General features: G+C 68.5%; 19 protein-coding genes. 9 read left to right on the forward strand and 10 right to left on the reverse strand.

The window, feature by feature from the left end; all coding sequences use genetic code 11:
* Positions 1 to 127: 127 nt before the first annotated feature.
* Together ACZ6DL_RS09155 and ACZ6DL_RS09160 are read right to left on the reverse strand one after the other, a co-directional pair.
* Positions 128 to 2560, reverse strand: coding sequence for a transglycosylase domain-containing protein (locus ACZ6DL_RS09155; RefSeq protein ID WP_466050056.1), 2433 nt, complete (start codon positions 2558 to 2560; stop codon positions 128 to 130).
* A gap of 457 nt (positions 2561 to 3017) precedes the next feature.
* Complete coding sequence (locus ACZ6DL_RS09160) at positions 3018 to 3437, reverse strand: DUF5318 domain-containing protein (RefSeq protein WP_040871200.1); 420 nt, start codon at positions 3435 to 3437, stop codon at positions 3018 to 3020.
* A 113-nt stretch (positions 3438 to 3550) separates the two neighbouring features.
* Between ACZ6DL_RS09160 and ACZ6DL_RS09165 the strand changes: the two genes are divergently transcribed.
* The 4 genes from ACZ6DL_RS09165 (at position 3551) to ACZ6DL_RS09180 (ending at position 7207) form a co-directional block, all read left to right on the forward strand.
* Positions 3551 to 4642: a DUF1707 SHOCT-like domain-containing protein gene (locus tag ACZ6DL_RS09165; protein ID WP_466050057.1), complete on the forward strand. Its 1092-nt coding sequence runs from the start codon at positions 3551 to 3553 to the stop codon at positions 4640 to 4642.
* 3 nt (positions 4643 to 4645) lie between these two features.
* Positions 4646 to 5443 carry a DUF1707 SHOCT-like domain-containing protein gene (locus ACZ6DL_RS09170; protein ID WP_466050058.1) on the forward strand — a complete coding sequence of 266 codons (798 nt, stop codon included), beginning with the start codon at positions 4646 to 4648 and terminating at the stop codon, positions 5441 to 5443.
* A 113-nt stretch (positions 5444 to 5556) separates the two neighbouring features.
* Entirely contained in the window at positions 5557 to 6114 is a 558-nt protein-coding gene (locus tag ACZ6DL_RS09175; protein ID WP_040871180.1) for a PadR family transcriptional regulator, read from the forward strand.
* Positions 6107 to 7207 (forward strand): inositol-3-phosphate synthase, encoded by a 1101-nt coding sequence (locus ACZ6DL_RS09180; protein ID WP_040871179.1) that lies wholly within the window; start codon positions 6107 to 6109, stop codon positions 7205 to 7207. The genes ACZ6DL_RS09175 and ACZ6DL_RS09180 overlap by 8 nt, the downstream gene beginning before the upstream one ends.
* Positions 7208 to 7275: 68 nt before the next feature.
* Here ACZ6DL_RS09180 and ACZ6DL_RS09185 read toward each other — a convergent pair whose 3' ends face one another.
* The 6 genes from ACZ6DL_RS09185 to ACZ6DL_RS09210 form a co-directional block, all read right to left on the reverse strand.
* A complete protein-coding gene (locus ACZ6DL_RS09185; RefSeq protein ID WP_466050059.1) occupies positions 7276 to 7701 on the reverse strand; it encodes a GyrI-like domain-containing protein in 426 nt (141 codons plus the stop codon).
* Between the two features lie 9 nt (positions 7702 to 7710).
* On the reverse strand, positions 7711 to 8169 hold the full coding sequence (locus tag ACZ6DL_RS09190) for a GyrI-like domain-containing protein (protein ID WP_040871176.1): 459 nt from the start codon (positions 8167 to 8169) through the stop codon (positions 7711 to 7713).
* A 250-nt stretch (positions 8170 to 8419) separates the two neighbouring features.
* A complete protein-coding gene (locus tag ACZ6DL_RS09195; protein ID WP_466050060.1) occupies positions 8420 to 10696 on the reverse strand; it encodes a transglycosylase domain-containing protein in 2277 nt (758 codons plus the stop codon).
* A 193-nt stretch (positions 10697 to 10889) separates the two neighbouring features.
* The gene (locus tag ACZ6DL_RS09200; RefSeq protein WP_466050061.1) at positions 10890 to 11783 is read right to left on the reverse strand and encodes a carbohydrate ABC transporter permease; all 894 of its coding nucleotides are present in this window, start codon (positions 11781 to 11783) and stop codon (positions 10890 to 10892) included.
* The gene (locus ACZ6DL_RS09205) at positions 11783 to 12811 is read right to left on the reverse strand and encodes a carbohydrate ABC transporter permease (RefSeq protein WP_084466944.1); all 1029 of its coding nucleotides are present in this window, start codon (positions 12809 to 12811) and stop codon (positions 11783 to 11785) included. Before ACZ6DL_RS09205 ends, ACZ6DL_RS09200 begins: the two co-directional genes overlap by 1 nt.
* Positions 12812 to 12855: 44 nt before the next feature.
* Entirely contained in the window at positions 12856 to 14157 is a 1302-nt protein-coding gene (locus tag ACZ6DL_RS09210; RefSeq protein ID WP_393231895.1) for an ABC transporter substrate-binding protein, read from the reverse strand.
* A 122-nt stretch (positions 14158 to 14279) separates the two neighbouring features.
* Here ACZ6DL_RS09210 and ACZ6DL_RS09215 point away from each other — a divergent pair, with 122 nt between their 5' ends.
* Positions 14280 to 15125: a DUF2786 domain-containing protein gene (locus tag ACZ6DL_RS09215; RefSeq protein ID WP_466050062.1), complete on the forward strand. Its 846-nt coding sequence runs from the start codon at positions 14280 to 14282 to the stop codon at positions 15123 to 15125.
* A 103-nt stretch (positions 15126 to 15228) separates the two neighbouring features.
* On the forward strand, positions 15229 to 15741 hold the full coding sequence (locus ACZ6DL_RS09220; protein ID WP_466050063.1) for a TIGR04338 family metallohydrolase: 513 nt from the start codon (positions 15229 to 15231) through the stop codon (positions 15739 to 15741).
* Positions 15742 to 16004: 263 nt separating this feature from the next.
* Here the strand turns inward: ACZ6DL_RS09220 and ACZ6DL_RS09225 are convergent, their stop codons facing one another.
* Positions 16005 to 16988, reverse strand: coding sequence for an o-succinylbenzoate synthase (locus ACZ6DL_RS09225; RefSeq protein ID WP_466050064.1), 984 nt, complete (start codon positions 16986 to 16988; stop codon positions 16005 to 16007).
* Between the two features lie 105 nt (positions 16989 to 17093).
* On the opposite strand from ACZ6DL_RS09225, the gene ACZ6DL_RS09230 reads away from it, so the two are divergent.
* On the forward strand, positions 17094 to 17504 hold the full coding sequence (locus ACZ6DL_RS09230) for a hypothetical protein (RefSeq protein WP_466050065.1): 411 nt from the start codon (positions 17094 to 17096) through the stop codon (positions 17502 to 17504).
* A gap of 44 nt (positions 17505 to 17548) precedes the next feature.
* A complete protein-coding gene (locus tag ACZ6DL_RS09235) occupies positions 17549 to 17887 on the forward strand; it encodes a hypothetical protein (RefSeq protein ID WP_396983352.1) in 339 nt (112 codons plus the stop codon).
* 373 nt (positions 17888 to 18260) lie between these two features.
* Here ACZ6DL_RS09235 and ACZ6DL_RS09240 read toward each other — a convergent pair whose 3' ends face one another.
* Complete coding sequence (locus ACZ6DL_RS09240; protein ID WP_466050066.1) at positions 18261 to 19430, reverse strand: thiolase family protein; 1170 nt, start codon at positions 19428 to 19430, stop codon at positions 18261 to 18263.
* Between the two features lie 99 nt (positions 19431 to 19529).
* Between ACZ6DL_RS09240 and ACZ6DL_RS09245 the strand changes: the two genes are divergently transcribed.
* The gene (locus tag ACZ6DL_RS09245) at positions 19530 to 20060 is read left to right on the forward strand and encodes a winged helix-turn-helix transcriptional regulator (protein ID WP_466050067.1); all 531 of its coding nucleotides are present in this window, start codon (positions 19530 to 19532) and stop codon (positions 20058 to 20060) included.
* Positions 20061 to 20070: the final 10 nt, after the last annotated feature.

Raw genomic sequence — 20070 nt, forward strand, 5'->3', positions numbered from 1 at the left:
CGGATCGACTCGGGCACCGACCGCCTCGGCGCCACAGCGCATGCCGACCACCGGGTTCGGCGAAAGGGAGGCGACGCACAGGCCGGGGCCGACCATAGTGCGGTCGGCCCCGGCTCGCGACGACGATCTATCGACTTCGGGTGGGCGCAGTTCCGCTCGTACCTTCGCCGTTCCCCGAGTTGCCGCTGTTGCCCGGTCTCGGTGAGCCGGTGGCAGTCGGCGAGGAACCGTCGGTCGGTGCGACCGGCTGGCCGGGCAGCGGGCCCGCGTCCGACTCGCGTTGCTGTTGCGGACGCTGTTGCTGCGGTGCGGGCTGGACGCCGGGCACCGGGATGGTGATGCCGGGGAGGATCTCCACCTGGGTCGGCGCGACCACGACCGGCGGCAGCAGGGGGGAGTCGACGGTGGTGGGCGGGGTGTAGGGCGCCGACCATTCGGGGACACCGGCCTGGCCCTTGATCGGGGCCGGCTTCGGGAACGTCTCGTTGCGGGTGCCCGAGAGGGCGCCGTCCATGGTCGACTTCCAGATATCGGAAGGCAGACCCGAACCGTAGATCATGCCGCCGCTGTAGTTGCGCAGTGCCGAGTTGTCGACGCTGCCGACCCACACGGCGGTGGACAGCGAGGGGGTGTAGCCGACCATCCAGGCGTCCTTGTTCTCACCGGTGTCGCCGAGCTGCGCGGTACCGGTCTTGGCGGCCGACTCGCGCCCGTTGGCCAGCCCGTGGTTGCGGGACCAGCCGGCGATCGGCTTCATCGCGGCGGTGACATTGTCGGCCACCGCGGCCGAGACGCGCTGCTCACCGGCCACTTCGCCGCGATCGAGCAGCACCTGGCCGTCGGCGGTCACCACTTTCGTCACGAAGTGCGGCGCGTGGTAGACGCCGGAGGCGGCGAGCGTCGCGTAGGCGGAGGCCATGTCCAGCGGCCGGGCTTGGTACTGACCGAGCACGATGCCGTTGTTCGGCCCTGAACCGTCCGACTCCGTCAGGGTCTTGCCCACACCCGGGATGGTGTCCGGGATGCCCAGCCGGTGACCCATGTCGGCGATCTTCTGCGGACCGTTCTGCATGTCCAGCTGCATCCGGTAGAAGCTGGTGTTCAGCGATCGCTTCAGCGCCTCGGCGATGGTGCACATGCCGCACTGCTCGCCTTCGACGTTCGTGATCTTGATGCCGTTCACCGTGATCGGCGAGCTGTCGTACATCTGCGACAGCGGAATGCCCTGCTCCAGGTTGGCCGCGAGGCCGATGACCTTGAACGACGAACCGGTCTGCAGACCGGCATTGGCGTAGTCGTAGCCCTGGCCGTCGTTGCCGCCGTAGTAGGCGCGCACCGCGCCGGTGTGCGGATCGATCGAGACCACCGCTGTGCGCAGCTGCTCCGGCTCACCTTGCATCTTCGACGTGGCGGCGTCGACCGCCGCCTGCTGCGCCTTCGGGTCGATCGTCGTGGTGATCTGCAGTCCCGAGGTGTTCAGCTGCTGCTCGCTGATGCCCGCCGCCGCGAGTTCCTTGAGCACCTGGGTCTTGATCAGGCCTTCGGGGCCGGAGTCCTGCTCCTTGTCCTGGGTCGAGGCGAGGGACACGACCTGCGGGTACTGCAGGCTCTGCCGCTCGCCCGCGCTCAGGTTGCCCGCGGAGACCATGCCGTCGAGCACGTAGTTCCAGCGTGTCTTCGCGCCCTCCGGATTCTTCTCCGGGTCCAGGCTGGAGGGCAGCTGGATGGTGGCGGCCAGCACCGCGCCCTCGGCGACGGTCAGTTCCTGCACGGGCTTGCCGAAGTACGCCTTGGACGCCGCGTCGATGCCGTACGCGCCGCGGCCGAAGTAGATGGTGTTCAGGTATGCCGCGAGGATCTCGTCCTTGCTCCACTGCCGCGCCATCTTGGCCGAGATGACCAGCTCGTGCATCTTGCGGGTCAGCGAGTGCTCGTCACCGACCAGCGCGTTCTTCACGTACTGCTGGGTGATCGTCGAACCACCGCCCGCGCTCTCCTTGCCGAGGACGTTGTCCCTGGCGGCACGCGCGAAGCCGGAGATCGAGAAGCCTGGGTTGGTGTAGAAGTCCCGGTCCTCGGCGGCCATCACCGCGTTGCGGACGTGCGGCGGGATCTGCTCGATGGTGACGTCGGTCCGGTTGCCTTCCGGCGGCACCACTTTGCTGATCACCGTGTCACCGTCGGAGGCGAGGATGGTCGCCACCTGGTTGGTCTTCAGGTCTCCCGGCTGCGGCACCGACACCGTGGTGTACGCGGCGAGGAAGATGCCGCTGGGCAGCAGGATGGCCAACGCGATCAGGACGTAGAGGGTGCGCCGCACGATGCGCCACGGCGACTTCTTCTTCTGCGCCGGGCGCCTGCCCGGCCCATCGGAGCCGTCACCGTTGCCGCCGCCGCGGCGGGGCGGCGGACCCGACGGCGGGCCGCCCGCGGTCTGCCTGCGTTCGCCGGTGGAGGGTCCACTGCCCGGCACGCGACGTCCCTCACGGTCCACCGCCGGACGCGCACCGGTGGCCGGACGCGGGCCGGTGGAGGGGCCGCGCCGGTCGCGGTCGGCCACCGCCTCGGTCAGCGAGCCCGGCCGCTGGATCCGCTGGGTCTGCTGCGGGGCGGAAGCGCCGCCGGCGGGTACGCCGCGATTGGGCTGCGGCGGCCTGCCCGGCTGCGGCGGACGGCCACCCTGCGGCGGTCGTCCCTGCGGCGGGGGGCCGGGACGGCGCGGCGCCTGTGGGCCGCGTGGCTCACCGGGGATGGGACGGCCCCCGGGCGGCGGAACCGGCCGGGCGCCGGGCGGCGGGCCGGGACGGGGATTCTGGTACGGGTTGGGACTTGGACGTGAACTCTGTGGAGGACGGCCGCCATGTGGCTCATCGCCGTAGGGGGAAGTCTCGTAGGGCGAATTCACTGACAAGATCTCCATAACTCGTAGCGGTCCAAGTGGCTATCAGCGGTAGTCGTCACCGCGGCGGACGCATGCCGGCTCCGCGAGTCACCCGACGGGCGAATGACCTGGCACTTCATTCGGCGGCGGTGCGCCGGTTCGCGCGTGTCCCGGTGCGGCGGCGTGGCGGCGCAGGCGTGGAACCGAGCACATAGGACTGCACCAGATGATTCCAGCTGCAGGTCCTGCATACCTCGACGACATGGACCGAGAACTCCTCGCGCGTCTCGGCGAGGCGCACGAGTTCCTCGGGTGTGCGAGCCGATCCGGCGACCGGCCCGAGGCCGTCGCCGAAGACCCAGGATACGAGGGTCAGTTGTTCCTTCCGGCAGATGGGGCATGTGACCTCACTCCCCCGACCGTGGAACTTCGCCGCACGTAAGAGGTAGGGATTCGCATCACACACCTCGGCGACATCGACTCGGCCCGCATAGACGTCAGCCAGCAGCGACCGGCGCCGGAGGGCGTAGTCGACAACTTGCCGCTGAATTCGCACGAGAACCAGAGTAGCGGTGTTGGTATCGGGCCGCCCCGGGCTGTGCGGATTGACCGGCTCCGGCGGGTGCCGGATCCGGCGCGTCGCGCCGTTATCCGGATTACGATCCGTCTGTGTCCACCGCAGCATCCGGGCGCACGCGAGCGCGTGACCTCGACCGCGCCACCGCGTCCAGCCTGCTGGATGCCGCCTACGCCGAGGGCCAGCTCGGCGCCGACGAATATCACGACCGAATCGCGCAGGCCGCGGCGGCGAAAACGCTCGGCGAACTGGCCGCGCTCACCGCCGATCTGCAAACCCCCGCCGCCGCGCGCGGGTTCACCGCGCAGCGCTCGTCGGCCACGCGAAAAGTATTGCGCCGCTCGGCATCCGGAGGAAGTTATCCCGATCACACCCGGGCGCGCGATGCCGATCGCGCCACTACTCGCGACCTGCTCGACTCCGCCCGCGCCGACGGCCAGCTGTCGGAAGAGGAGCACGACACCCTCACCGAACTCGCCGCGGAGGCGCGCACCCTGGGCGATCTGAAGGATCTGGTCTCGGACTTGCAGCGGGCCCGCGATACCGCCCCCACGCCGCGGCCGCCGCGTTCGCGTCGCCGTCAGTGGTTCGTGGGTGCGGTTACCGTGGCCGCGGTGCTGGCCGCCTGCGCCGGATATCTCGCGGTCACCCGGGAGGCGGAGACGCCGCGACCGGCGGCGCACGCCCTGCCCGTGCTGGACCAAGGGGCGGTGCAGCCTTTGGTGATCCCCACGCCGAGCCCGCACACCACCGAAGGAATCGCCACCTTTCTAGGGAACTACCAGCGGAAATTCGGCGACCTCCGAGTCGACGAGCTGTCTATGTACGGGGATTACGCCACGCTCGTCCGGGCGGTGCCGGGCCAGCCGAACCGGAAAGTCTCCTACGACTACCGCGGTGGTTTCGCCCAGTCCGGGAAGATCGAGACGCGCAAGGCCGACACACCCTCGGTGGATCTGGGCACGTTGAACGCGGACGCGATCGGCCGGGCGCTCGCCGACGCGGCCACGATCACCCGGGTGCCGGGCGGCGCAGTGTCACATTTCATGGTGAGCGCGAACGGCGACAGGGGCTCCGCCGAACCAACCGTCACCGTGCACGTGAACAACCCGGTCAGGGAGAGCGGCTACTTCACGCTGACCCCGGCGGGCGAGATTCGCCTCGTCCGGCCGTTCAAGGGATAGGCGATGGCGACCACCCGATACAGCGGCATCCGCGCCCGCGACACCGACCGCGCCGACGTGTGCGGCCTGCTCGACGCCGCGCTGGCCGATGGCCAGCTCACCGCGAGCGAGCACGCCGCGCGGACCGCCGAGGCGATGCGAGCCAAATCCTTCGGCGAACTCGACGCGCTGATCGGGGATCTACAGATTCCGGGCGAACTCGCGAACGCCCCGGTGGTCCGCGTCGACCGCAGGCGGCCGCGGCGCTGGCTGGCGCCGGTCTACACGATCGCTGCCGCCCTGGTCGCCGGTGCGATGGTGGGCGCGATCAGTCGTTGCGGCATCGATCTGCCCGGGTCGTCGGAGAAGGTTCCCGATATGACCACCGGTGCGGGCCTGGCCTACTTCCTCGCGGAGTACCGGGCCGAGTTCGGCGACCTGATCGCCGACGATGTCACGCTGTACCCGAAGTACGCCATCGTGGACCGGCAGCAGCCCGGCAACGAAGCCCAGACCGGCGACTACCGCTACGACGGCGACTTCGGCACCTCGCGGACCTCCGAGCGCAGGACGGGGACGCGCACCTTCGACCTCGCCGCCATCGACGTGCCCGCCGTCGCCCGGCTGCTGGCCGGCGCGCGGCAGACGGTGCGGTGCCCGGACGGCGAGATCAGCCACGTCGGCCTGGGGTTCGACACACCCGACGCGGCCGATCGCGGTCCCGTGGCGAATATCTACGTGAAGTGCAAAGGCGGCGCGACCGGGTACGCGAAGGTCACCTTCGCGGGCGAGCCGATCGCGGTCTTCCCCGCCTCTCGCTGAAGCAACGCAACGCCCTTACCCGGCCGCCGTCTGTGCACAGATGTATCGCTCCGATATAGTGGAAAGTCGCATCCATCGGTTAGGTCTGTCCAACAGTCAGGGGGTGAAGCCCGGTGCTCGAGCTGGCAATCCTCGGGCTGCTCCTCGAAGCGCCCATGCACGGCTACGAACTGCGCAAGCGGTTGACCGGCCTGCTCGGGGCGTTTCGTGCCTTCTCCTACGGATCCCTCTACCCGACGCTGCGCCGCATGCAGGCGGACGGGTTGATCGCCGAGGAGATCCCCGCGGGCGCGACGACTCGCCGTGCGCGACGGGTTTACCAACTGACTCCGGCCGGGCGGGAGCGGTTCAGCGAGTTGCTCGCCGACACCGGACCGCAGAACTACACCGACGACGGCTTCGGCGTTCATCTGGCCTTCTTCAGCCGCACCCCCGCGGAAGCGCGGATGCGGATCCTGGAGGGCAGGCGGCGTCAGGTCGAGGAGCGCCGAGAGGGGCTCCGGGAGGCGATCAAGAAGGCCAGCGGTTCGCTGGATCGCTACACCCGGCAGCTCCATCAACTCGGACTCGAATCAAGCGAGCGCGAAGTGCGCTGGCTCAACGAGTTGATTGCGGCGGAGCAATCGACGAAGGCGGCACCACAGAAAGAGGGAAATACCGGCCATGAGTGACATCGAGAAGGCTGACAACGCCACAGAGGTTCGCGTCGCCATCGTAGGTGTGGGAAACTGCGCCTCTTCGCTGGTCCAGGGCGTGCAGTACTACCGGGACGCGGACGAGTCCGCGACCGTTCCCGGTCTGATGCACGTGCGGTTCGGGCCCTACCACGTCCGCGACGTCAAATTCGTCGCCGCGTTCGACGTGGACGCGAAGAAGGTCGGCTTCGACCTGGCCGAAGCCATCTTCGCCAGCGAGAACAACACCATCAAGATCTCCGACGTGCCGCCCAGCGACGTCGTCGTGCAGCGCGGCCCGACCCTCGACGGCATCGGCAAGTACTACGCGGAGACCATCGAGCTGTCCGAGGCCGAGCCGGTCGACGTGGTGCGGGTGCTGAAGGACAACAACGTCGACGTGCTGGTGTCCTACCTGCCGGTGGGTTCGGAGGAAGCCGACAAGTTCTACGCGCAGTGCGCGATCGACGCGGGTGTCGCGTTCGTCAACGCGCTGCCGGTGTTCATCGCCTCCGACCCGGTCTGGGCGGAGAAGTTCACGAAGGCCGGCGTCCCGATCGTCGGTGACGACATCAAGAGCCAGGTCGGCGCGACCATCACCCACCGCGTGATGGCCAAGCTGTTCGAGGATCGCGGCGTGCAGCTCGACCGCACCATGCAGCTCAACGTCGGCGGCAACATGGACTTCAAGAACATGCTCGAGCGTGAGCGCCTGGAGTCGAAGAAGATCTCCAAGACCCAGGCCGTCACCAGCAACCTCAAGAAGGAGCTCGGCGCCAACGACGTGCACATCGGCCCGTCCGATCACGTGGGCTGGCTCGACGACCGCAAGTGGGCCTACGTCCGCCTGGAGGGCCGCGCCTTCGGTGACGTGCCGCTGAACCTGGAGTACAAGCTCGAGGTGTGGGACTCGCCGAACTCCGCCGGAATCATCATCGACGCGGTGCGCGCGGCGAAGATCGCCAAGGACCGCGGCATCGGCGGACCGGTCATCCCGGCCTCGGCCTACCTGATGAAGTCCCCGCCGCAGCAGCTGGCCGACGACATCGCGCGCACCCAGCTGGAAGCTTTCATCATCGGCGCGGAGTAATTCGGCGGACCGACGCAAGCCGGCCGGAGGCGATGCCTCCGGCCGGCTGCGTTGGTACGACGTCCGCGCTAGTCCAGGGAGACGTAGACCTCCACCGACGCCGGGCCGGTGTAGCGCTCTACCTCGGCGGTGTGCGAGCGGGTGATGGTTCCCGCGTTCTCGGCCTTCGCCACCTGCGCCCACGCGGTGCGCAGCAGGTCGTAGGGCTTGTCGGCGACGACGAATTTGGCGTAGCGGCCCTGCGGGATGATGGTGAGCACATCGCCCGGGTCCAACTCCTCCATCCCGCCGATCTCGTAGCCGAGCACCGCGACGGCGTGATCGTTCTGGCCGATGTAGGCGGCCACCCGCGGCACGGTCTTCTCCCGCGCCAGATACCGGTCCCACGTGAAGTTCACCAGGTCGAGGTCACGCGCGGTCACCTCACGGCCGGCCAGCGGCACGGTCAAGCCGGCGACCATGCTCTGCGGCAAAGTGACGATCTCGAAGTCCACTGTCTGTTCCTACCCGTTGCCCTGATCGTCTGCCAATGCCACGAAGACCTCCACCGTTCGCGCGTCCGGATAGTGTTCCCAGTCGCCGGTATAGGCGCGCAGGAGCCGCCCCGCGGCCTCCGCGTCCCAGACCGCTCGCCAGATGCTCACGATGGTGTCGCCGAGATTGTCGCCGCTGGCGATGAACCGGGCGAAGCGCCCGGCGGGCACCCGGGCGAGCACGTCGCCGGGCTGCAGGTCGGCCAAGCTGTGGCAGCGGTAGCCGACGATATGGGTCAGGTACGAATTGATCTCCGGCGCGTGGTCGACGTACGCCGTGGTGGGCGGTCCGGGCAGCTTGCGGGCCAGGTTGCGCTTCCACGCCTCTTCGACTTTCGCGCGGCGCGGCCCCTCGACCGCGAGCGCGGGGCTGCGAAGCACTGTTCCCGCCACCAGCGTCTCGGGTTGGTCAACGACATTGAAATCCACCGGCGTAGCCCCTATGTCTCGTCTGTCTTCAATTGGCGTCGCTCCCGGTGCCCTCCATGGTGCGCAGGCTACCGCCTCCGGGCCCGCCGCTCGCGCCGCGCTGTCGTCGCTCGAGCGCATATCCTTCCGCATCGTTTCCGCGGTTTCGGCGTCGGCCCGTTCCGACGCACTCGCTGTTCGCTCTCACTCTGGCAAACGATGCTGCCATGTCATGCGTTCCGCCGGGCCACGGAAGGTCACAGCATCATCGCTATCCAGGAACCGGAATGCTCAGGCCCGGAAAAATCTCCACCTCCCTGGGCGGTTGCGGGCTGGTCGGGATGATCACGACGGGTTCGCGCTGCGGTGACTGCTGCGGCGGATTGAGGATGTCGTAGGGGCCGCCCGAGGGAGGCTTGCTCTGATTCGGCCGGTCCGGGGCCTGCGTCCCCGGGAACTGTTCGATGGGCGTGCCGTCGAGCGCGTCGTCCATCACCTGTTTCCAGATGTCGGCGGGCAGGCCGGAGCCGTAGATGTCGGCGCCGCGTGCGGTGCGGATCGGCTGGGACTGCTCGGTTCCGATCCATACCGCCGTGGACAGCGACGGGGTGAACCCGATCATCCACGCGTCCTTGTTCAGATCGCTCGTACCGAGTTGCGTGGTACCGGTTTTGGCGGCCGAGGGACGGTTGTTCTTCAGCGCGTGCCCATTGGAGTAGGCCGCGATCGGGAGCATCGCCTCGGTGGTGTTCTCCGCGATCTTGCGGGGGAAGCTCTGCCTGCCCTCGGGCAGTTGTTCACCGACCTGCTGGTCCGGGCCGCGATCCAGGAGCACCCGCCCGTCACCGGTCACCACGCGCTGTACGAAATAGGGCCGGTGATAGACGCCCGACGCGCCGATCGTGGCGTAGGCCGAGGCCATGTCGATCGGCCGGACCGAATACTGCCCGAGGACGATCCCGTTCAGCGGTCGCCCGCCGTCCTCGGTGAGGGTCTTGCCCGGTACGCCCGGCAGTTCCTCCGGTATACCCGCCGCGTGCGCCGCGTCCGCGATCGCCTGCGGGCCGTCGAACATCGTCATGGTCAACCGGTAGAAGCTGGTGTTCAGCGAGCGCTTCAGCGCCTCCGCCATGGTGCACTTACCGCACGATTCGCCGTCCACGTTGGTGATCCGGGTACCACGGTCGGTCACGGGGGAGCTGTCCAGCACGCGGGACAGCGGGATGCTCTGCTGCTGCGCGGCGATCGCCGCGAAGACCTTGAACGCCGACCCGGTCTGCAACGGCGCCTGGGCGAAGTCGAAGCCGATACCGTCGTAGCCGCCGAAGTACGCGCGCACCGCGCCGGAGCGCGGGTCGATCGACACCACCGCGGCGCGCAGTTCCGGTGGCTGCGCACCGAGCCGGTCGCGCACCGCGCCCAGCACCGCCTGCTGCGCCCTGGTGTCGATGGTGGTGGTGATCTGCAACGCACCCTTGTTCAAGTCGCGCTCACTGATGCCGGAGTCGCGCAGTTCGCGCACCACCTGGTTGCGGATCAGGCCCTCGGGGCCGCGGGTCACATTGTCGTCCGGGATCTGGGTGAGCGGGATGATCGGCGGAAAGACGGTCGCGTCGCGATCGCCCGGCGCCAGCGCGCCCATCTCCACCATTCCGTCGAGCACGTAGCGCCAGCGCGCTTTGAGGTCCGCGAGGTGGGTTTCCGGGTCGAGGATCGATGGCGTCCGGATCAGCGCCGCGAGCACCGCGCCCTCCGCGAGGGTCAGCTGGTCGACCTGTTTGTCGAAGTAGACCTTGGCCGCCGCGGCGATGCCGTAGGACCCCCGGCCGTAGTAGATGGTGTTGAGGTACGCGGCGAGGATGTCGTCCTTACTCCACTGCCGCGCCATCTTCGCCGCGATGATCAGTTCGCGCATCTTGCGGGTGACGGTGCGCTCGGAGCCGAGGAACGCGTTCTTGACGTACTGCTGGGTGATCGTGGAGCCGCCACCCGCGTTGTCCTTGCCGAGCAGGTTGTCCCGTGCGGCACGCAGGAAGCCGGAAGTCGAATAACCGGGATTGGTGTAGAAATTGCGGTCCTCCGCCGACAGCACCGCGTCGCGTACCGGCCGCGGCACATCGGACAGTGGAACCGGTGTCCGGTTTCCATCCGGCGGAACGATTTTCGCGAGCACGGTGCTGCTGTCGGAGGCGAAGATGGTCGCGATCTGATTCGTCTGCACCGCATTCGGATCCGGGATCTCGGCGCTCCAGTACGCCAGGACGGACAGCAGCGCGGGCACCACGCCGAAGAGGATGAACAAGGCCAGCAGCAGGCGACGGATACGTTCGGCTCTGCTGCGCGGCGGCCGATCCGGCTCCGCCGGACGCGGGGTGGGCGGCCGTGATTTCCGGCGGGCCGCCGCGCGTTCGCGCCGGTCGCGGGCGTCCCGCCTCGCCGCATCCGGCCGCTGCGTCCAGCCCGCGATCGAGGCGTACGGTGCGGTCGGGGGAGTCCCCTTGGCGCCGCGTCCACGTCCTCGCGGTTTGCGGAACGAGCTCACGATCATCTCCTCCCGGAGCGCCGGACGAACTCACCTGCACGAACGAACGGAAAAGAGCGTCGAAAGCCAGAGTTTACCGTGTTCTCTCACAAGCGGCTTTCCACTTTCCCCGTCCGACACGTCGGCCTCGGCCCACACTGCTTCGGCTTCCGCTGGAGTGAGGTCCTTCGCCGGCTCGCTGCGACCCGCCCCGGAAGGATCAGCTCTTCACGCCGCCCGCGGTCAGGCCGGAGATGATGCGGCGCTGGAAGAGCAGGACCATGACGACCAGCGGGATGGTGACGATGGTGCCCGCCGCCATGATCGCCGCGTACGGCTGGACCAGCGGGTTGTTGCCGGAGAAGCGGGCGATCGCGACGGTGACCGGTTCGGTCTTGTCGCTGGAAAGCAAACGCGCGAGCAGGTATTCGTTGACCGCGGCGATGAACGCGAGGATCGCGGTGGTGAACACTGCGGGAGCGGCCAAGGGCAGCATCACCAGGCGGAAGGCCTGCAACTTGGTGGCGCCGTCGATCCGGGCGGCTTCTTCGAGTTCCCACGGCAGTTCGGCGAAGAAGGACGCGAGGATGTAGACCGTCATCGGCAGCACGAACGAGATGTTCGGGATGATCATCGCCTGGTACTCGCCGATCCAGCCGAGGTTGGTGAACAGCTGGAACAGCGGGGTCACCAGCACGACCACCGGGAACATCGAGGCGCTGAGGATCAGGCCGGACACCACGTACTTGCCGTGGAAGGTGAGCCGTGCCAGCGCGTACGCGGCGAGCACGCCGATCACCAGCGCGATCGCCGTCGTGATGGAGCCGATGACGATGCTGTTGACCAGCGCCTTGCCGAAATTGTTGCCGCGGCTGGTGTCGAACGCGTTGCGGAAGTTCTCCAGCGTGACGTGTGTCGGCCACGGAGTGTTGTCGAAGGTGTAGTCGGGGTCGCGGAACGCGGTGACCGCCATCCAGTAGAACGGCGCGAGACCCCAGACCAGCACGATCAGCGCGCCGAGGTACAGGCGTACCGAACCGACTCGTTTGGTCCACGGCACCGGCCGCGCGGCGGACTTGTCGGTCGCCGGTTTTTGCGCCGTCTGCACGGACATCAGTGCGCCTCCCGCTGTTCTTCCTGGGTGCGAACCGCGTTCGCGCCGAGGATCTTCACCAGCACGAACGCCACGGCGAAGATCAAAAGGAAGGTGATCGTGGACAACGCGGCCGCGCTGTTGGGGCCTTGCCGGACCTGATCGACCACCAGGATCGACACCGTGCGGGTGGACGGGTTGCCCAGCGTCATGATCGCGGGCAGGTCGTACATCCGCAGGGCGTCCATGGTCCGGAACAGCACCGCGACCAGCAGGGCGGGCTTCAGCAGCGGCAGGGTGATCTGGGTGAACCGCTGCCAGGCCGACGCGCCGTCGACGCGAGCCGCCTCGTACACGTCGGCCGGAATCACTTGCAGTCCGGCCAGCAGCAGCAGCGCCATGAACGGCGTGGTCTTCCAGACGTCGGCCGCGATCACCGCGAACCGGGCGGGCCACGCGTCGGAGGTCCACAGGATGTGCGTGCCGAGCACGCGGTTCACCACGCCGTCGTACTGGAACATGAACTCCCACAACCGCGCGGTGACGGCGGTCGGGATGGCCCACGGAATCAGCACGGCCGCGCGCAGCAGCGCCCTGCCGCGGAAGGTCTTGCCCATCACCATGGCCATGCCGAGACCGAGCGTCGCTTCGAGCGCGACGGTGACGACCGTGAAGAACAGGGTGACCCCGATGGCCACCCAGAATTGCGAGCCGAGGTTGCCGGTCGGGCAGGCCACTGTCTCGCCGGTGGCGACCTGGCACTGCTGCAGCAGCCAGTGCGTGTAGTTCGCGAACCCGGCGTTGCCGCCTTCGACGAACATGCCGGTCGCCGGGTCGAGGCCGGGGTCCTTCTGGAAGGACATCCACAGCGCCCGGATCACGGGATACCCGATGACGACCGCGAGCGCGATCAGCACGGGCGTGACGAACACCCAGGCTTTCCCGGATCGTCGCAACTCCAGGGCCGTCCTGGCGGCGAAGCCGCGCCCGGCCGGAACGAACTCGTCGTCTTTCGGCACGCTAGTCGCCGTTCCCGAAGGATCCGACACCGTTTCTCTCCTGCGGGTTCGTCGGGTCCGTTGCGCTCAACCGCTCACGATCCGGCGGTTTCGATGCCCTTTTGCATCCCGGTGATCGCGTCGTCGACGGACTTGGTTCCGTTCAACGCAGCATAAGCGTTGTCCTGGATGGCCTTGCTCACCGCGGGATAAAAGGGTGTCACCGGGCGCGGCACCGCGCTGGAGATGGAGTCCTTGAGCGCGGGCAGGTACGGCATCTTCGCGATCAGCGCCGGGTCGTCGTACATGGACGCGCGCACCGAGGGCAGCGCGCCCGCCGCGACGATGTGCTGCGCGTCCTCGCTGATCAGGAAGCGCAGGAAGTCCAGCGCGGTGGCTTTGTTCTTGGAGTACGCGCTGATCGCCGCGTTGTAGCCGCCGAGGGTGGAGGCGCCGACGCCGTTCTCTCCGGGCAGCGGTGCCACCGCGAACTTGTCCTTCACCGCGGAGGCCTCGCCGCCGACGTCACCGAAGGTGGACGGCCACGAGCGCAGGAACATCAGCTTGCCCTGTGCGAAGGCGTTGCTGGACTCGGGCTCCTTGAAGGTGATGGCCTCTTTGGGGATGTCGCCGTTGTTGTACGCGTCGACCAGGACCTTCAGTCCGGCGCGGGACTGCGCGCTGTTCACGGTGGGGGTCTTGCCGTCGGAGCCGACGAAGCTGCCGCCATAGGCGTTGATCACCTCGGCCGCGTTTACGGTCAGGCCCTCGTAGGGCGCGAACTGGCCCGCGTAGCAACCGATGTTCTGCTGGCGCGCGATGGGGCACTGTGCGAGCAGTTCGTTCCAGGTCTTGGGCGGATTCGGCACCAGGTCCTTGCGGTAGAACAGCAGGCCGCCGTTGGTGTTGCGTGGCGCGGCGTAGAGCGTGTTGTTGTAGGTGGCGCTGGCGACCGGCGGGGAGAGCAGCGCGCTGGTGTCGATGGTGAAGGAGTCCTTCAGCGGCTGGATCCAGCCCTTGGCGGCGAACTCGGCGGTCCACGGCACGTCCAAGGCGACCACGTCGTAGTTGGACTGCTTGGACCGCATGTGCTCGACCAGGTCGTCGTACTGCTGAGAGGCGTCGTTCGACTGTTCCTTGAACGTCACCGGCTCGTCCGGGTGCGCGGCGTTCCAGCGCTCGATCAGCTGCTTGACCGCGCCGGTCTCGGTGGTGTCCTTGCCCTCGACATAGGTGATCGGGCCGCGACCGGTGAGGTTCTGGCTGGTCGGGCTGCCGCCGCTGTCGCTGGAGCAGGCGCTGGTGAACGTCGCGGTCAGTAGCCCGACCGAGGCGACCGCCACCGCGGCTCGCGGCACCAGCGACGAACGTAGGGACGACACCTTCTTCACAGCCATCGCAAACACTCCAGGATCATTCGTGAGCGGCAGCACACCCTGCCGGTGCACAAGGCAAGATACATGGTGTCGATCCGGAGTGCGGGACAGTGGCGGTAAGTCTCTCGCTAGGCTGGGGCGCGATGACTTCGCCGAACGCGGTTCCCGATCGGATGCTCACCCGCATCGGTGGGCTGCTGCGCAAGGCCGAGGCCACCGACAACGAGCACGAGGCCGAAGCGTTTCTCGCCGCGGCTCAGCGCCTGGCCACGAAGTCGTCCATCGACCTCGCGGTGGCGCGGGCGCACATCGCGGGACGCGAGCGCAGGCCCACGCCGGTGCAGCGGATCATCCCGATCGGTGAGCCGGGCAAGCGCGGGTTGCGGACCTATGTGCAGTTGTTCGTCGCGATCGCGGCGGCGAACGACGTGCGCTGCGATGTCGCCCGTACTTCGACGCAGGTCTACGCGTATGGATTCGACTCCGACATCGATACCTGCGAGGCGCTCTACGCCAGCCTGCTCGTGCAGATGGTGCGCGCGTCCGACCAGTACATCAAGTCGGGCGCCTATAAATCGGCCACCGTCGAGAAGATCGTGGTGGAGAAGCGATGGGGTCGTCCGGTCCGGCGCCGGATGCAGGCGCCGGTCGCGGGTGTGACGGCACGGCTGAACTTCCAAATGGCGTTCGCCGCGCGGATCGGGCGGCGGCTGACGGAGGTGAAGGCCGAGGTCGAAGCGGAGGTGTTGCCACGGGAAGCCGAGGCCACCGGCACGGCGCTGGCATTGCGCGCCAAAGAGATCGAGCTCACAGACTTCTACGCCAAGACGTCGGAGGCACGGGGCACCTGGCGGGGCCCGCAGGCGTCGGCGGGGCATTCGGCGGCGGCACGGGCGGCGGGGGATCGCGCGGGCCGGGCCGCACGGATCGGTACCTCGCCCGAACTCCCGGCTGCCCGGCGGAAGTTGAGTTCCCCCGAGGGGGGTTGACCAGCGTGCACAACATCGGGCGTGCGGGCGGTCGATCGTCGGAGGCATCGGCGGGGTTCGGCCACCGGCTGGTGCCCGCTGCTGCGAGATCGGCTTCGCAACGATGACGGTGCGCGACAGCCAGCGCGCCAAGGTATACGACGCCGAGCAGTTGGTACGCGGGGTGTTCGATCGCGCCGACGAGCACGGTGCGCGCACTGTCGAACTCTACGGTTCGCAGCTCACCTTGCCGATCGAGCGACGCTTCGCCTCGGTGGAATCCGTGCAGAGCTATGCGGACAAGGTGCTGGCCCTCAATTGGATACGGGCGCGGTGGGATCGGGCCGCCGTGGCGGTGCGCGTCCGCTCGCGAGCCGGGACCGCCGCCGCGCATTACGAGACGGCCGGGAACGTGTTAGCCGTTCCGCTGCACACCGGCGGCACCGCCTGGGCGCTGCGGGAACTGGTGATCCTGCACGAACTGGCGCATCACCTGGAGCCCGCCCCCGGGTCGGTGGCCGCGCACGGTCCGGAGTTCTGCGACCGTTATGTGGAACTGGTCGACGGCGTTATCGGTCCTGAGGCGGCGTTGCTCTTGCGGACGACTTTGCTGGGCTGTGGGGTACGGATCGGATAAGCCTCCGGTGAACGGAAGCCGAGTCGGAGGGGTGTCGCCATGCTACGAAGGCGTAGCGCGATCGCGGTGCGCATGATTCGCGGTTGTATCGAGCGAAGTCGAAACCTTCACTCGCGCTGCGAGATCGGTCAGGTCGTCGGCGAGGTGCTGTGCCGCCGGCCGGGCGTGATCGCGCGGGTACGCGTCGGTGGCCGGCGTCGTGATCGAAGAGGTACGCCCGCCGTCACCGGCTTCCGCGGCGCGGGACAGCGGGGTGGCGCTATTCAGGGCGCCGGGGCCTGTTGGACCAGGGCGCTGACGCGGGCCAGCCGCTCCTGCCACCACGCGGTGCGGTCGGCATCGGGATGGCGATGGCTTTCCATCAGATGCGGGTCCGGCTCGGGTGGGGTGCGCAGGACGGGGAGATAACCGTCCGAGGCACGCAGCGCGCCCTGCGTCACATCGCCGGTGAGCAGGCTCAAAGTGCCGAGACCACAGGCGAAGTCGAGTTCCGGCAGCGCGCCGGCCAGCGCCAGTTGCGCGGCTAGGCCGACGCTGGTCTCGAGCGCGGAGGAGACCACACACGGCAGTCCCGCCGCCTCCGCCACTTGCAGGGCGCGCCGGACGCCGCCGAGCGGCGTGCATTTGAGGACGGCGATGTCGGCAGCCCCGGCGACCGCGACCCGCAGCGGGTCTTCGGCGCGGCGGATGGATTCGTCGGCGGCGATGCGGACGTCGACGCGGCGGCGCACCGCGGCGAGTTCCTCGATCGTCCGGCAGGGCTGTTCGACATATTCCAACCCCCCCGCGGCCTTATCGATCCGCTGGATGTGGCGCACGGCGGTGTCGATATCCCAGACCGCGTTCGCGTCGACCCGGATCGCGCCGTTGCGGCCGAGCGCGTCGCGTACCGCCTCCACCCTGGCCAGATCCTCGGCGAGCGAGTCGGGGTGGTCGGCGACCTTCACCTTGGCGGTGCGGCAGCCGGACCGGCCCACGATCGCGTGCGCCTGCTCCGGGTCCACAGCGGGCACGGTGCAATTGATCGGAATGCGATCGCGCACCGGCTCGGGCCAGCCCGTCGTGACCTGTTCCAGGGCGGTGGCCAGCCAGTTGGCGGCCTCGCGGTCGTCGTATTCGGGGAACGGACAGAACTCGCCCCACCCGAGCGGTCCGTGGATCAGCATTCCCTCGCGCACCGTGATGCCACGGAAACGGGTGCGCATCGGAATGGCGTAGACGATGTTCTGCGCTGCGGAGTCGCTCATCGCCGCCCAGCTTATTCGGCCGCCGACGCGGATCGGGGATTGCGCACGCGGACTCGAGTAGTTTCCCGGAGTCGCCCGGACGACCGACGCGGGATCGTTGGCGTCATGATCCAGACCGGTACCCCGCAGCCCTGGCCGCCGTACGGCATGCCGCAGGGGCCCGCACGTCCGCCCACCGGGCAGCGGGCGGTGCGGACCTGGGACGTCGTGCTCGCCGTCGTGCTGTACTGCGTCGCGGCGGTCATCGGCCTCGCCGCGGCCTACTTCACTGTCTTCTTCGCCTTCGCCACCGACCCGTGCGGGCCGGACAACTGCCGCACCGACTACTTGGGCTGGGCCTTCGTGGTGTCCTGGGGCGGCACCGCGTTCGCGATCGTCGGCGTGACCGGGATGCTCATTCTGGCCGCGGTGAAGCGCTGGTACATGTGGTATTGGCCGGTGCTGGCGATCGTGCTGATCGTCGCCTCGTTCGGCGGCGGACTCGCCCTGGCGTCCCAGGTCTACCCAGGACACTGAGCCGCCGAGATGCCGGGTGGCGGTGCGCCGGTCATGCTGAAGGCATGGCGTGGCATTTCCGGCGGCGAACGACCGATGCGCTGCGCGTCGCGCTGGGTTCGGTGATCGTGCTCGGATTCGGCTGGCTGATGGCGTCTTTCGTCCCGCTCTACGATGTGCTCGCGCGCGACGGCGAGGCTGGGAGTGGAGCGGGGTATCTCCCGTGGGCGCAGGTGATCGCCTGGACCGGCATCGTGGCATCGGTGCTCGCGGCGGTGTTCTCGGCGCTGGAGAGAGTGCGCGACGGCAGGCCGATCGCGTGGACCCCGCTCATCGCGATCCCGTTGATTCTCGAGTCCTGGTTGGTCGGTTTTCTGATCGCGGCCGTACTCGTTTCGTACTGATCGGCCGGGACATCGGCGCGAACGGCGCTGGCCAGGTCGCGCTTCGGTCGAACCGACGGTTGGGTGAGCCGGGCGTTCGACGTCGAAGCTCGGGGCAAGGCGATCCACAGCTTCGGCGCGAGTTCCGCTGGCGAAAGATCAACCCGTGCCCGCTGCCCTGCTCGGTCGGCCGCCGAATCGACCGGCGATCCTGATTCAGCACCCGACTCGGAGGACACCCGTACGTGAGGGCACGCGGTGTCGGCCGGGTGAGCCGGGCGCGGTCGGCGGCCTCGCGTCATCGCGTGTGCGGTTCGGCGCGGCCGACCACCGAACGCCCGCCACCGGCGTGCGTGTTCGCGCGACGAACACGCACCGCCGGCGGCGCGGCTGATCACAACCTTTCGATGATGGTGGCGTTGGCCAAACCGCCCGCCTCACACATGGTTTGCAGGCCGTAGCGGGCGCCACGGTCTTGCATGGCGTGCACCAGCGTGGTCATCAGGCGCGCGCCGGACGCGCCGAGTGGGTGGCCGATGGCGATCGCGCCGCCGTTGACGTTGACCTTCGCCAGGTCCGCGCCGGTGTCGTGCGCCCAGGCCAGCACCACCGGCGAGAACGCCTCGTTGATCTCGACCAGATCGATGTCCGACAGCTGCAAACCGGCGCGCTGCAACACTTCCCGGGTCGCCGGGATCACCGCGGTGAGCATCAGCAGCGGGTCGTCACCGGCCACCGCGAAGCTGTGCAGCCGGGCGAGCGGTTTCAACCCGAGTTCTTTCGCGCGCTCGCTGGTCATGATGAGCACCGCCGCGCTGCCGTCGCTGACCTGGCTCGCGGACGCCGCCGTGATGGCCCAGCCGATCTGCGGGAAGCGGGCGGCCATGGCCGGGTCGTAGTAGGCGGGCCGGAGTGCGCCCAGCGTCTCCAACGTGCTGCCGACCCGGATGCCCTCGTCGGTGGTGAGCCCGTTGATCGGCGCCAGTTCCCGGGCGAACAGGCCGTTCTTCGTGGCGAGCGCGGCCTTGTCGTGACTGGCGAGCGCGAACTCGTCCAGCTGCGTGCGGGTGAGTCCCCACTTCGCCGCGATCAGCTCGGCGCTGATGCCCTGCGACACCAGGCCGTCGGGGTAGCGCTCGGCGAAGCCGATGCCGGAGATATCGTCCGAACCGACCAGATTGGCGCCCATGGGAATTCGCCCCATCGACTCCACGCCCGCGGCGACCACGATGTCGTAGGCGCCCGCGATCACGCCTTGCGCGGCGAAGTGGATCGCCTGCTGGCTGCTGCCGCACTGCCGGTCGACGGTGGTCGCGGGGACGGATTCGGGATATCCGGCGGCCAGCGCGGCGCGCCTGGTCATGTTCGCGCCCTGCTCGCCGAACTGCGTGACGACGCCGCCGATCACGTCGTCGATGAGTGCGGGATCGATGCCGCTGCGGTCCACCACCTCGCGCAGGCTGTGGGCCAGCAGATCCACCGCGTTGACATTGTGCAGTGCGCCGTTCGGCTTGCCTTTGCCGATCGGGGTGCGTACCGCTTCGACAATCACCGCGTCTCTCATGGTGCTTCCTTCCGGACCGAGAGCCGGGCCGCCATGCCTGGCTCTATCAACACATAGTCAGAGTACCTCTGGCAATAGTCGAGGCAAGTCAGCTTCGGTATGATGTTCGTCATGGCAGCAGTGATGGAAGGACCGTTGGCCGATCTCAGCGCGTGGAAGGCCGACGAATGCTCGATCGCGAAAGCGATGGACCTCATCGGCACCCGCTCGGCGGTACTCATCCTGCGCGAGGCGTACTACGGGACGCGGCGGTTCGACGGGTTCGCCAGCCGGGTCGGCATCACCGACGCGGCGGCCGCCGCCCAGTTGCGCAAGCTCACCGATGCGGGCTTGCTGGCGAAACGGCCGTACCGAGAGGAGGGCAAGCGCACCCGGCACGAATACGTGCTCACCCGGATGGGTCGGGATCTGCTGCCCGCCGTGCTGGCGCTCATGCAGTGGGGGGACGCCTACTTACAACCGGGACCGGCCCCGCTGCTCTTGGTCGAGGAGGCCACCGGCGACCCGGTGCGGGTGCAGGTGCGCAGCGAATCCGGCCGCGAGATCGAACTCGAGGAACTGGGCGTGCGGCTCAACGACGAATACGCCCGGCGGCGGCGCGAACGCCGTCGATCGGACGCGACGGACTGACCGCGCCGGC

It is taken from the genome of Nocardia sp. NPDC041819 (assembly GCF_055590505.1).

Bases quoted from the DNA above. Each gene is read 5' to 3' on its own strand.
- ACZ6DL_RS09245 (WP_466050067.1), top strand. From the start codon at position 19,530: ATGATGTTCGTCATGGCAGCAGTGATGGAAGGACCGTTGGCCGATCTC.
- ACZ6DL_RS09235 (WP_396983352.1), top strand. From the start codon at position 17,549: ATGGCGTGGCATTTCCGGCGGCGAACGACCGATGCGCTGCGCGTCGCG.
- ACZ6DL_RS09220 (WP_466050063.1), top strand. From the start codon at position 15,229: ATGACGGTGCGCGACAGCCAGCGCGCCAAGGTATACGACGCCGAGCAG.
- ACZ6DL_RS09200 (WP_466050061.1), bottom strand. From the start codon at position 11,783: ATGTCCGTGCAGACGGCGCAAAAACCGGCGACCGACAAGTCCGCCGCG.
- ACZ6DL_RS09225 (WP_466050064.1), bottom strand. From the start codon at position 16,988: ATGAGCGACTCCGCAGCGCAGAACATCGTCTACGCCATTCCGATGCGC.
- ACZ6DL_RS09240 (WP_466050066.1), bottom strand. From the start codon at position 19,430: ATGAGAGACGCGGTGATTGTCGAAGCGGTACGCACCCCGATCGGCAAA.
- ACZ6DL_RS09180 (WP_040871179.1), top strand. From the start codon at position 6,107: ATGAGTGACATCGAGAAGGCTGACAACGCCACAGAGGTTCGCGTCGCC.
- ACZ6DL_RS09210 (WP_393231895.1), bottom strand. From the start codon at position 14,157: ATGGCTGTGAAGAAGGTGTCGTCCCTACGTTCGTCGCTGGTGCCGCGA.
- ACZ6DL_RS09195 (WP_466050060.1), bottom strand. From the start codon at position 10,696: ATGATCGTGAGCTCGTTCCGCAAACCGCGAGGACGTGGACGCGGCGCC.
- ACZ6DL_RS09170 (WP_466050058.1), top strand. From the start codon at position 4,646: ATGGCGACCACCCGATACAGCGGCATCCGCGCCCGCGACACCGACCGC.
- ACZ6DL_RS09230 (WP_466050065.1), top strand. From the start codon at position 17,094: ATGATCCAGACCGGTACCCCGCAGCCCTGGCCGCCGTACGGCATGCCG.
- ACZ6DL_RS09215 (WP_466050062.1), top strand. From the start codon at position 14,280: ATGACTTCGCCGAACGCGGTTCCCGATCGGATGCTCACCCGCATCGGT.